The sequence below is a fragment of the Peptococcus niger genome, assembly GCF_900101835.1.
Classification (GTDB): Bacteria; Bacillota; Peptococcia; order Peptococcales; family Peptococcaceae; genus Peptococcus; species Peptococcus niger.
On record NZ_FNAF01000001.1, the window covers coordinates 88,118 to 100,387 of the forward strand.

The following is a 12,270-nucleotide window of genomic DNA, read 5'->3' on the forward strand; positions in this document are numbered from 1 at the left end:
TATGGCGAATTTAGACCGCGTAGCTGAAGAAATTAAACGCGATATGACAGATATTATTCGCTCTGAAATCAATGACCCGCGCATTGACAGCTTGATCAGTGTGACAGAGGTTTCTGTGAGTGGAGATCTTGGGCACGCTAAAATATACATCAGTAAACTGGGCAGTGAAGAGGAGCGACAGGAAGTGGTTGAGGTGCTCAATAAGGCGGGCGGATACATCCGCACGCTTTTGAGCCGACGCTTAAAAACGCGGACTGTTCCTGCACTGGAATTTTTACTGGATGATTCAATGATATATGGTGCAAAAATAGATGGGATACTCAATGAGCTTAAAAAAGAACAATAAAGATGATCAGGCCATTCGCTCTGCGCTCCAATCGGCGGAGCGAATTGCCCTTTTTTCGCATATTCATCCGGACGGAGATGCGATTGGCGCCCAATTGGGACTGGCCGCCGTCTTGCGGGCCATGGGCAAAGAAGTCGCCATTTACAACCAAACCGGACAGCCTGGGACTTTTGCTTTCTTGCCCGGCATGGCAGATTTACGGCACTGGGGAGAAGATGATTTTCCAGCAGATCTACGGGTGGCTTTGGACTGCGGCAATCTGGATCGTCTCGGCTTAAGTGAAGCTGAGTGGCGGGCTGACCAACGCATCAGTATTGACCATCATATGGGCCATGAACCCTTTTCCGATCTCAATTATGTTGATGCTGAAGCGCCGGCCACTTGTGCCATCCTTGCCGACTTCTGCCGCAACTGGAATTTTCCTGTTTCAGCTGATGCAGCAACCTGTTTTTTGACAGGACTTCACACAGATACCGGCTCTTTTCGTTTTGAAAAGACTAAGGCTGAGACCTTTCAAACAGCGGCCTGGTTGATGGAAAAGGGGGCAGACTTATCCGCCATTCGCTACCATGTCTTTGAAAGCACGTCTCAAGCCCGCTTTCAATTGCTCAACGCCATGTACCAGTCCAGCGAATTTTTATCCGACGATCATATTGCCATTGCTGAAATTACTTACGAACAAATGTTAAATTTAGGCGTTAACGATGATGAGGTGCACGGATTGGTCGGGCAATTAAAAGAAGTTCAAGGCGTGGAATTGTCTATTTTGCTTCGTGAATTATCCTCCGGCGCCATTAAGGTGAGCTTGCGCAGCAAGCAGTATTTGGACTGCAATCGTTTAGCGTCCGAATTTAACGGCGGCGGGCATGTACGAGCCGCCGGCTGTACCCTTCATTCATCCCTGCAGGAAGCCCGCCAAACCTTATTGGCCGCAGCAGCCCGTCATCTTAAAGAGGATCTTTCGTCATGAACGGCGTTTTAATCATTGATAAACCGGCCGGTATGACCTCTCACGATGTTGTCAGCCGAATTCGACGCATTTTTCATCAAAAACGGGTTGGTCATACAGGGACCCTTGATCCGGATGCAACCGGCGTACTGCCCATCTGCTTGGGCCAAGCAACCCGCTTAGCGGAATATTTAACGGCAGATGATAAGGTTTACGCCGCTAAACTTGCCTTCGGAAAAGCTACGGATACCCAAGATGCGAGCGGAGCTGTGATTGAAGAATTGCCCCTGCCGAACATATCAGAAGAGGCCTTTAAGGCTATTTTAGCTTCTTTTTTAGGACCGCAATTACAAATTCCACCTAAGTATTCTGCCATCAAGATCAATGGCGTACCCCTGTATCGGTTGGCCAGAGAGGGTAAAGTAACGCCTGACGTGAAGCCACGCCAGATTACGGTTCATTCTATTTCCCTGACCGAATACAGCCCTGAAAGCGCTGCCTTTGAGGCCTGTGTCAGTAAGGGGACCTATATCCGCTCATTATGTGCAGATATAGGCCGAGCGGCGGGTTCCTGCGCCCATATGACCCAATTGAGGCGATTGGCCAGCGGTCGGTTCACCATATCGGAAGCAGTTCCACTGGATATCTTGGAGACGGCTGACCAACCGGAAGGGCATATCTTACCGATGTTGGATGCCCTGTCAGACTATCCTCAACTCATGCTAAGCGAAGAATCCTATGCCAAGATAAAGCATGGCAGTCCCATTGAAATCAATGATAAAGCAAGTATGACAGAAACGCCGATTGTAGCGGTTTATCAAGATGCCGTCTGTGCCATCGGCTTTGCAACAGCAGGCTATTTTAAACCCAAAAAAGTTTTTATACAATAAAGGTAGGCGAGAAATGAGGATTTACCATTCCTATGACGAAGTGCCACAAGCTCCTCGTGTCGTGGTACTTGGTCACTTTGACGGCTTACATTTAGGGCATCAGGCGCTTATTGAAGAAGGGCGTACATTGGCAGACAGATTAAACCTGCCGCTGATGGTAGCAACTTTTTATCCCCAATTTCAATCGCTTGTGACCCCTGAATTTAAATATATAATGGACCAAGATAGCAAAATGCGTCACTTAGAAGAAATGCATGTTGACGAAGTGTTTTCCGTGCCGTTCAGCTGGTCAATTGCCGAAATGACGCCGGAAGACTTTGTACAATCATTACTTCTAACGGCATTGCATGCCCAAGGCATTGTTGTGGGCTTTGATTACACCTTTGGCCATCGGGCAGGAGGTAAAGCAGAAGATTTAATGGCTCTGGCCGCGCCCGTTCCGGTCAAAATTGTTCCGGCCTATACCTTAAACGATGTCATCTTAAGCAGTACAATGATTCGCCAGGCTTTACGGGAAGGCCGCATAGCAGATGCTGAACGTTTTCTAGGCTATTCCTACGAATTGTGCGGTGAAGTCATCCACGGCCTGGCCAACGGCAGACGATTTTTAGTCCCCACCGCCAATGTATCTCTACCGAAAGACTTGCTTTTACCGGCTCCAGGTGTCTATGCCGGTCGTTGTGTTTTGGAATCAGAGAAAACGCGCACTTATGATGCAGTTATTAACATTGGGACTCGCCCTACCGTTGATGACAATCCTTTTGAAATGGTAGAAGCCCATCTTTTGAATTTTAATCGCGATATTTACGGAGAAATGCTTTGTGTCCGTGACCTGTATCTTATGCGGGGCATTGTTAAATTCGATTCGTTTGAAAAGCTGAAAGAAGCCATTATGAAGGACATTGATACGGCGAAAGAATACTTTCATCAAAAAGCTTGACGCTTTTCCGTCTTTTTCGTATAATTAAATAGTTGATGAAGACCGAAGCACAGTTTACCGCTTCTCCGGCGATAACTTTGTTTCCGGTGACAATATTTTAAGGAGGATTATTATGGCATTAGATCAAGCAACGAAACAAGAAATCATTAAGAAGTATCAAACACACGAAGGAGATACTGGCTCTCCGGAAGTCCAAATCGCCTTGTTAAGCTATCGCATTAATTATTTGACGGAACACCTGAAAGTTAACAAAAAGGACCATCATTCCCGCCGTGGCCTGCTAAAAATGGTTGGCCATCGTAGAGGGCTTTTAAATTACTTGATGAAAATTGATATGAATCGGTATCGTGATCTCATCGCTAAGCTTGGCTTGCGTCGCTAAGTCTTGCTGATCGGTAAGCGTATATATTGCCAAGGCGCTTTTGTGTCCTTGGCAATTTTTATAAACCCATAAGGAGGCTCTATATGGATACAGTGATTCGCCGGTCAATTGACTTGGCCGGGAGAACTTTAACCCTGGAGACCGGTCATCTGGCAAAACAGGCCAGCGGCTCTGTGCTTGTGCGCTACGGCGATACGGTTGTTCTGGTAACGGCGACCGGCAGTCAAGAACCTCGGGAAGGCATTGATTTCTTCCCGTTGACCGTTGATTTTGAAGAAAAAATGTATGCAGCAGGCAAGGTCCCGGGCAGTTTTTTGCGCCGCGAAGGACGTGCATCTGAGCAGGCAACCCTTTCTGCTCGATTGATTGACCGGCCGATCCGCCCACTGTTTCCGAAAGGCTACCGCAACGATGTACAGATTGTCGCGACAGTCCTCTGTGTTGAACCTGACAATCCGCCAGATATGGCAGCGATGATTGGGGCATCTTGCGCCTTGCATTTATCTCACATTCCCTTTCAGGGGCCAATTGCCGGTGTACATGTCGGCTATGTTGACGGCGAGATTATGATTAACCCCAACCAGGCAGAGCGTGAAGTCAGCAGCCTAGACCTTGCGGTAGCCGGAACGCATGATGCCATTATGATGGTTGAAGCCGGTGCTCAAGAAGTTTCTGAGGCTGTCGTTCTGGAAGGGATTCTAGAAGGTCATAAAGTTATTGCCCAGTTAACAGATTTGATTGAAGATATGAGGCGTGAAGCCCTTGAAAAGGGGATTGCAAAAGAAAAAATCGCTTTTGAAGCGCCTGAAATTAATGAAGCCATCACCGATGCCGTAAAGGCTGAAGCATCTGATGCCTTGCGCACCGCTTTGCAAATTGTTAATAAAAAAGCCCGTGATGAGGCTATTCAAACCGCCAAATCTGAAGCGCTTGCCGTACTCAGTGAACAATTTGAAGACAGCGATGATGATATTATCCAGGCCTTAGATGCCCTGACCAAGGCCATTGTCCGTCGTCTGATTACGCACGATAAGATTCGCCCGGATGGGCGTGCCCTGAACGAAGTGCGTCCGTTAACCTGCGAAGTGGACTTATTGCCGCGCACGCACGGCAGTGCCGTCTTTACCCGCGGGCAGACGCAGATTTTATCGGTCACAACCCTGGGCTCATCCCGAGACAGCCAGCCGCTGGACGGATTGGACGATGAAACAAGTCGACGCTACTTGCATCACTATAATTTCCCGCCGTACAGCGTTGGTGAAACACGGCCCATCAGGGGACCCGGCCGGCGTGAAATCGGTCACGGTGTTTTAGCGCGCCGGGCTTTGGAACCGGTCATTCCGAGTTTAGAAGAATTCCCCTATATGATTCGTGTGGTTTCTGAAGCTATCGAATCAAACGGTTCTACCTCAATGGCCTCCGTTTGCGGCAGTACGATGAGCTTAATGGCTGCCGGTGTCCCCATTCGCAAACCGGTTTCCGGCGTTGCCATGGGCCTGATTCGAGAAGAAGACCAGTTCAGTGTGTTGACGGATTTACAGGGGCTGGAAGATGCTTTGGGGGATATGGACTTCAAAGTCGCCGGTACCGTAGACGGCATCACCGCCATCCAAATGGATATAAAAATTGACGGCATCAACAAGGCTATTTTAGAACAAGCCTTGGCACAAGCTAAAGAAGGCCGTCTGTTCATCCTTGACACCATGCTAAAATGCATCAATGCACCGCGAGAAAGCTTATCGCCTTATGCGCCGCGAATTGAATCCTTCAAAATTGACGTTGATAAAATTAAAGATGTTATCGGCAGCGGTGGTAAAACCATTAAAAAAATTATTGAAACGACCGGTGTTCAAATTGATGTTGAAGAAGATGGAACGGTCAATGTGCTGTCAAGCGATGCTGAAGCTTGTAACCAGGCTGTAGAGATGATTCAAAATATCGTTAAAGATCCGGAAGTCGGTGAAATTTACACCGGTAAAGTGGTTCGCATCATGGATTTTGGGGCCTTTGTCAACATTCTCCCCGGCAAAGATGGCCTGGTGCATATTTCTCAACTGGACAAAAAACGCGTCAATAAAGTTGAGGATGTGGTGAAGGTCGGCGATGAAGTTACTGTGAAAGTAATTGAAATCGATCGCATGGGCAGAATAAATCTTTCACGAAAAGCCTTGCTGGATTAGGTATTCTTTTCCCTAAAAACGGGTATGAATTCAAGGTGTGATGAATTCATACCTTTTTTCCTTATGTACAATACTGTTTGGAGGGGGGACGTCTCTTGTATCATATCGGATTGGACATTGGTTCGACCACCTTGAAAATGGCTGTTAAAGATCAAGATAACAAGGTCGTCTATCAATCATATAAACGTCACCGGTCTTTTATCCGGGATGTTGCAATGGAATCCATGCAGGAGATTATAGATGTTATCGGCAACGACGCCCAGGTGACCATCGCCGTAACCGGTTCTGCCGGGATGGGCTTTGCTGAACAGGTTAATTTGCCTTTTATACAAGAAGTTGTATCTACCCAATTGGCGGTTGAAAATCAATATGACCATATAGACGTTGTTATCGAATTGGGTGGAGAGGATGCTAAAATCCTCTTTTTAACCGGGGGAACAGAAGTGCGCATGAACGGCAGCTGTGCCGGTGGAACAGGCGCTTTTATAGATCAAATGGCTGTATTGCTAGATACAGATTTGGCGAGCTTGGATAAGCTGTCTTTACAGGCAACCCATATTTATCCCATCGCCTCTCGATGTGGCGTATTTGCTAAAACAGATATACAGCCGCTGCTAAACCAAGGTGCCGCTAAGGCAGATGTTGCGATGAGTATTTTTTATGCAGTGGTTAACCAAACCATTGGCGGCCTGGCACAAGGCCGCGAAATACACGGCAACGTTATGTTCCTAGGGGGACCGCTGACCTTTTTGAAGGGTTTACAAAAAGCCTTTCAAGATGTTTTAACTGAAGGTATTCAGGATTATATTTTCCCTGACAACGCCCAGTATTTTGTCGCTTATGGCGCGTCTTTATACAGCCGAAGTGAAAGGGTTATGAACGCCGGGGAGTTGTTTAAAGCAATTGAAGAGCAGCAAGAAAGCCATCAGTTTGAAAGTCATGTGTCACCACTTTTTAAAAGCCAAGCTGAGTATGATGCTTTTGTTGAACGGCATAATAAAACGGCGGTGCCCAGAGGCAATTTAGAAAGCTACACCGGCAACAGCTACCTTGGTATTGATGCCGGTTCAACAACGGTCAAACTCATTTTGATTGGCGACAATCAAGAAATTCTTTATGAAGTGTATGAGGCGTCCAATGGTCGACCGGTTGACTTTGTCCGTAAAGCCTTGCTGGACATTTATCGCATCAATCCTAATATCAAAATTGCTTCAGGCGCTGTAACCGGCTATGGTGAAGATCTGGTCAAAACCGCTTTGCAAGTGGACGATGGATTGGTGGAAACGATGGCGCACCTAACCGCAGCGCAAGCCTTTTTACCCAATGTTGATTTTATCATCGATATCGGCGGACAAGATATGAAGTGTTTCCGTATTAAAGACGGTGTTATTGACACCATCTTTTTGAATGAAGCCTGTTCATCAGGTTGTGGTTCTTTTATTTCAACCTTTGCCAGTGCTTTGGGCTACAGTGTTGCAGATTTTGCCAAGCTGGGCTTGTTTGCTGAACACCCGGTTGAATTGGGTTCCCGCTGTACGGTGTTTATGAATTCTTCTGTTAAGCAAGCCCAAAAAGAAGGGGCCAGTGTTGAAGATATTTCAGCCGGCTTATCCATGTCCGTGGTTAAAAATGCCTTGTATAAAGTCATTCGGGTTAATTCTGCAGAAGACTTGGGCAAGCACATTGTGGTGCAGGGCGGCACCTTCTACAATGATGCCATTTTGCGCTCTTTTGAACAGGAAATCGGGGGGAATGTTATTCGCCCTGAAATTGCCGGACTAATGGGGGCTTACGGGTGTGCCTTATTTGCTAAAAACCGGCCGGCGAAGGAAAAGTCTTCGATTCTAGATAAAGAAGCGCTGGAGAATTTTGAACAAATCACCGATACCCGTATCTGTGACCTCTGCGGCAACCATTGCCAATTAACTGTTAATCGTTTTAGCGGTGGTCGAGAATTAATTGCCGGAAATCGATGTGAGCGGCCCTTACATAAGGATAGGGTAGCGGCTGATAAATTGCCGAACCAGATGGCCTATAAACGACAGCTCATAAACCAGGCGCGGGCCAAAGGAAAGCGTCCTTTGGAGAATAGACGTGGTACCATCGGCATTCCTTTGGGATTAAATATCTATGAAATGTATCCTTTCTGGATGGCCTTTTGGCGGGCCCTGCGCTTTCAAGTGATTTTATCGCCTTTTGGCAGCAAGGATATCTATCTTTCCGGCCAATCGACGATTCCGTCAGATACGGTCTGCTACCCGGCAAAATTAATGCATGGGCAGATGGCCTACCTGCTCAAGCAGGGGGTTGACGCCATTTTTTATCCCTGTTTGACCTATAATTTTGATGAAAACATCAGCGACAATCATTATAACTGTCCGGTTGTTGCCTATTATCCTCAGGTCTTAGATGCCAATATGAAGGCTCTGCGTGATGTACAATTTTTATTCCCCTTTTATGGCGTGCACAACCGCAAACGGTTTACCAAGACAATAGTAAATGACATGCGGAAAATCTTTAATATCCCGGTGCGTGAGACCAAGGAAGCGGTCGAGGAGGCTTTTTCCGCCTTAGAGGACTATCATCAAAAAATCTCCGCCTTTGGAGAGGACGCCATTGCTAAAGCAAGAGATATTGATGCGCCCATCATCGTTTTAGCCGGCCGGCCCTACCACATTGACCCGGAGATCAACCACGGCATTGATCAGCTGATTGAAAGCTTTAAGGCGGCCGTCATCACAGAGGATGCCCTACCGATGGATCCAAATAATATTGAAACAGATGTACTCAACCAATGGACCTATCATGCCCGCCTGTATAATGCTGCAAAAGTGGTTCGAGAAGAGAAGGATATGTACCTCATCCAGTTGGTCAGCTTCGGCTGCGGCTTAGACGCTATTACCACAGATGAAGTGCGCGATATTTTAGATGAAAAGAATGATATTTACACCCAAATAAAAATAGACGAAATCAATAACTTAGGTGCCGTTCGCATTCGGCTGCGCAGTTTATTTGCAACAATTGAGGAGCAAAATCGGCGTGACCGGTCGGCAATAAAGGAAGGTGAAGGAAGCGACAATGTCAACGAATGAACGCGTTCTATTCACTGAAGAAATGAAAAAAACACACACCATCTTGGTACCCATGATGTTGCCCATTCATTTTAAGTTTTTACAACGCATCTTACAGATGGAAGGGTACAAAATAGAAGTCCTAACCGGACAGGGCCAAGAACTGGTCGACACCGGTTTAAAATACACCCACAACGATACCTGTTATCCTGCGCAGTTGACCATCGGACAATTGATGCAGGCTGCTTTAAGCGGCAAGTACGATACAGACCGGATTGCTTTGCTCCTAATGCAAACCGGTGGCGGTTGTCGGGCATCAAATTACGTCAGCCTTTTACGCAAGGCCTTGCGGCGGGCCCACATGGAGCATATTCCCGTGCTCTCTTTCAACCTGCTCGGCATGGAAAAAAATCCAGGATTTGTTTTAAGCAAGGATCTCATTCACCGCTTGGCCGTCGGCGTTTTGTATGGCGATGTGATCATGGACCTGTACAATCAGACCCTGCCTTATGAAGTCATAGAAGGTGATTGCGACCGCCTGGTTGAAGAATTGGTCGATAACCTTTGTGATAAGTTCAAGCAGCATGAGGCCTTCCGGGATAAAGATATCGTCCGTGAATCTCGGCATATTTTAAGCCGTTTTTCAGCCATTCCTACAAAAAAGGTTAACCGAGTCCGTGTTGGTATTGTTGGCGAAATTTATGTCAAATTTGCGCCCTTGGGGAATAACAACTTGGAAGCCTTTCTCAGGTCGGAAGGGGCTGAAGTGGTCGTCCCTGGACTTATGGACTTCATCCTCTATACCATTGACGCCGGCATTGAAGACCATAAACTTTACGGGACCGGCTTCATCAAACGCATTCTTTCTGAATACCTCTATAGACGGATTATCCGTTTGCAGAATAATATTATCAAACAGTACGCTGATTTTCCGACCTTCAAAGCACCAGCACATTTTGAAACCACCAAGAAACAGGCCGCAGAGGTTGTTCACGTTGGAACAAAAATGGGAGAAGGCTGGTTATTGACCGGTGAAATGGTTGAACTGATTAACAGCGGAGTGGATAATATTGTCTGCACCCAGCCATTCGGCTGTCTTCCAAACCACATTGTCGGCCGGGGAATGATGCGTAAAATCAAAGAACTCTACCCTCAAGCCAATATTGTTCCCATCGATTACGATGCCAGCGCTACGCGGGTCAACCAGGAAAATCGTCTAAAACTAATGCTTTCATCAGCGCGTAAAAACAACAATTGAGAGCCGCTGCCCGCGGCTTTTTTATTTGCTTAAAGTTATCTTTTGTGAGATAATATTAAAAGAAAGGAAGGGATATGGTGTGCAGATATCAGATTTAAATGATGCCCAACGCTTAGCCGTTGAAACAACAGAGGGGCCCTTGCTGATTTTAGCCGGTGCCGGAAGCGGCAAAACGAAAGCTATTACCTATCGTATTGCTTATCTAATTGAAGAAAAAGGCGTATCGCCTTATCATATTTTAGCCATAACCTTCACGAATAAAGCTGCCCAAGAATTACAGGAACGCATTATCAATTTAGCCGGCCCTGCTGGAAAGAGGGTATGGGCGAAAACATTTCACGCCACGGCTTTGCAAATCTTGCGTTTTGAAAGCGACTTTATCCCATACGAAGATAATTTCGTCATTTACGATTCAGCAGATCAGCTAACGCTGATTAAACGTATTTTAAAAGAATCGGACATTTATGAGAAATCTGTTTCTCCAAGATCCGTTTTAGCAGATATTTCCCGTGAAAAAAACGCTTTGCACAGTCCTGAAGATACGCGTAAAGCTGCTGAAGGGGATGAAAGCGGCACAGAGTTGGCAGACCTCTACATGAGCTATCAACAAGCCCTACGCCGTCAAAATGCAATGGACTTTGATGATATCATCTATCAAGCGATCCAGCTGTTTCAAAATAACCCCGATATTCTAAAAAAATATCAGGACCGCTTTCAATATATTATGGTTGACGAATATCAAGATACAAATTATGCTCAATACATTTTTATCAAACTCCTGGCAGACCACTACAAAAATATATGTGTGGTTGGCGATGACGATCAATCCATTTATGAATGGCGTGGCGCCGATATTCGAAACATCCTGGATTTTGAGCAGCATTATCCAGAGGCAAAAGTGATTAAATTGGAAAAAAATTACCGGTCTGGACAGTTTATTTTAAAGGCTGCGAACGGTGTGATTGCCAATAATATCGAGCGAAAAGAGAAAAACCTTTGGACGGATCGCAATGAAGGGGACAAGGTCAAGCTATATATGGCTTTAGACGATACGGATGAAGCTTTTTTTATTTCACGCCATATCCAGCAATTGATGGGCGAAGAAGGCACTGGCCTGCAGTACAAAGATTTTGCCGTGCTTTGCCGGATGACTGCTCAGTTCCGAAAAATTGAGGAAGATTTTATTCAAAGAAAAATCCCCTACCGGATTTTTGGCGGCGTAAAATTTTACAGCCGTAAAGAGATTAAAGACATGCTTGCTTATCTGACCATCTTGGCGAATCCATATGATATGCTGGCTTTAGAGCGCGCTTTGCAAACACCGCGCCGTGGCATCGGCGATGGAAGCATTGATAAAATTCGCAAGCTGATGCAGACAGCCTCTATATCCGGTTTAGAAGCCTTAGCACGTGCCAATGAGGTCATCACCACCAAGAAAATTTTAAAAGCCATTGGCGAATTTTTAGCCCTTATCACCGATGCGCAAAAAATATACCGCAAGACTTACAGCCTTGCGACATTAACAGAATTCATACTCGATGAAAGCGGCTATCGCGATATGCTCCTCAATGAGGACAGCGTTGATGCTGAAACGCGCTTGGATTATCTCAATCAATTTCTTGCCACAGCAGCAGAATTTGATGATACACATGATGATTTGGAAGATGCTGCTTTAACGGTATTCCTCTCTGATCTGGCCCTATATACAGATACGGATGACTATTCAGCCAGACAAAATTCGGTTTCGATTATGACGCTTCACTCAGCCAAAGGGTTAGAATTTCCTGTTGTTTTCATTCCCGGTATGGAAGAAGGCGTTTTTCCACATGCTTATCGCCTCCTGGATGAGAGTGAACTGGAAGAAGAACGACGCCTTTGTTATGTCGGCATCACGCGAGCCAAGTCCCATTTATTTCTCTTGCGCGCACAAAAGCGGATGCTGTACGGCAAGGGGCAGTCCAATGCGCCATCGCGCTTTATTGACGAAATTCCACCCCTCGTTTTGGATGACTTAAACAGCCGTCATCATAAAACAAGTCCGGCAAAAGAAAACAAGCACGCCGAGCGCCCCAAAGCCAATGCTGTGGAATTTTATGTTGGCGATAAGATTAGCCACCAATTGTGGGGGGAGGGCGCAGTCGTTGCTGTGGATAATAAGGGGCCCTTCACCCAAATCAGCGTTATGTTTCCGGAAATGGGCCTTAAAAAACTGATTTCTGCCTATGCGCCTATTGAAAAAATAGATTAGCAGGAG

At 46.2% G+C, this 12,270-nt stretch carries 9 protein-coding genes; all 9 read left to right on the forward strand.

All coding sequences use genetic code 11. The features are described from left to right. Nucleotide 1: 1 nt before the first annotated feature. The 9 genes from rbfA (at nucleotide 2) to BLQ16_RS00550 (ending at nucleotide 12,264) form a co-directional block, all read left to right on the forward strand. A complete protein-coding gene (gene rbfA / locus BLQ16_RS00510) occupies nucleotides 2–346 on the forward strand; it encodes a 30S ribosome-binding factor RbfA (protein ID WP_091790802.1) in 345 nt (114 codons plus the stop codon). After that, nucleotides 324–1,316: a DHH family phosphoesterase gene (locus tag BLQ16_RS00515; protein ID WP_159427915.1), complete on the forward strand. Its 993-nt coding sequence runs from the start codon at nucleotides 324–326 to the stop codon at nucleotides 1,314–1,316. The genes rbfA and BLQ16_RS00515 overlap by 23 nt, the downstream gene beginning before the upstream one ends. Further along, nucleotides 1,313–2,185 (forward strand): tRNA pseudouridine(55) synthase TruB, encoded by an 873-nt coding sequence (gene truB / locus BLQ16_RS00520; protein ID WP_091790804.1) that lies wholly within the window; start codon nucleotides 1,313–1,315, stop codon nucleotides 2,183–2,185. The genes BLQ16_RS00515 and truB overlap by 4 nt, the downstream gene beginning before the upstream one ends. A 13-nt stretch (nucleotides 2,186–2,198) precedes the next feature. Further along, nucleotides 2,199–3,125: a bifunctional riboflavin kinase/FAD synthetase gene (locus BLQ16_RS00525; RefSeq protein WP_159427916.1), complete on the forward strand. Its 927-nt coding sequence runs from the start codon at nucleotides 2,199–2,201 to the stop codon at nucleotides 3,123–3,125. A gap of 112 nt (nucleotides 3,126–3,237) precedes the next feature. After that, entirely contained in the window at nucleotides 3,238–3,507 is a 270-nt protein-coding gene (gene rpsO, locus BLQ16_RS00530; RefSeq protein WP_091790806.1) for a 30S ribosomal protein S15, read from the forward strand. Nucleotides 3,508–3,590: 83 nt separating this feature from the next. Further along, nucleotides 3,591–5,687 (forward strand): polyribonucleotide nucleotidyltransferase, encoded by a 2,097-nt coding sequence (locus tag BLQ16_RS00535; RefSeq protein ID WP_091790807.1) that lies wholly within the window; start codon nucleotides 3,591–3,593, stop codon nucleotides 5,685–5,687. A gap of 95 nt (nucleotides 5,688–5,782) precedes the next feature. Next, nucleotides 5,783–8,779, forward strand: coding sequence for an acyl-CoA dehydratase activase (locus BLQ16_RS00540; RefSeq protein WP_278308552.1), 2,997 nt, complete (start codon nucleotides 5,783–5,785; stop codon nucleotides 8,777–8,779). After that, a complete protein-coding gene (locus tag BLQ16_RS09860) occupies nucleotides 8,766–10,016 on the forward strand; it encodes a 2-hydroxyacyl-CoA dehydratase (protein WP_091790808.1) in 1,251 nt (416 codons plus the stop codon). The genes BLQ16_RS00540 and BLQ16_RS09860 overlap by 14 nt, the downstream gene beginning before the upstream one ends. A 79-nt stretch (nucleotides 10,017–10,095) precedes the next feature. Next, nucleotides 10,096–12,264: an ATP-dependent helicase gene (locus BLQ16_RS00550; RefSeq protein ID WP_091790809.1), complete on the forward strand. Its 2,169-nt coding sequence runs from the start codon at nucleotides 10,096–10,098 to the stop codon at nucleotides 12,262–12,264. Nucleotides 12,265–12,270: the final 6 nt, after the last annotated feature.

Excerpts from the sequence above, each read along its gene's own strand:
- rpsO (WP_091790806.1), top strand. The coding sequence starts at position 3,238 with ATGGCATTAGATCAAGCAACGAAACAAGAAATCATTAAGAAGTATCAA.
- BLQ16_RS00525 (WP_159427916.1), top strand. The coding sequence starts at position 2,199 with ATGAGGATTTACCATTCCTATGACGAAGTGCCACAAGCTCCTCGTGTC.
- rbfA (WP_091790802.1), top strand. The coding sequence starts at position 2 with ATGGCGAATTTAGACCGCGTAGCTGAAGAAATTAAACGCGATATGACA.
- truB (WP_091790804.1), top strand. The coding sequence starts at position 1,313 with ATGAACGGCGTTTTAATCATTGATAAACCGGCCGGTATGACCTCTCAC.
- BLQ16_RS09860 (WP_091790808.1), top strand. The coding sequence starts at position 8,766 with ATGTCAACGAATGAACGCGTTCTATTCACTGAAGAAATGAAAAAAACA.
- BLQ16_RS00535 (WP_091790807.1), top strand. The coding sequence starts at position 3,591 with ATGGATACAGTGATTCGCCGGTCAATTGACTTGGCCGGGAGAACTTTA.
- BLQ16_RS00515 (WP_159427915.1), top strand. The coding sequence starts at position 324 with ATGAGCTTAAAAAAGAACAATAAAGATGATCAGGCCATTCGCTCTGCG.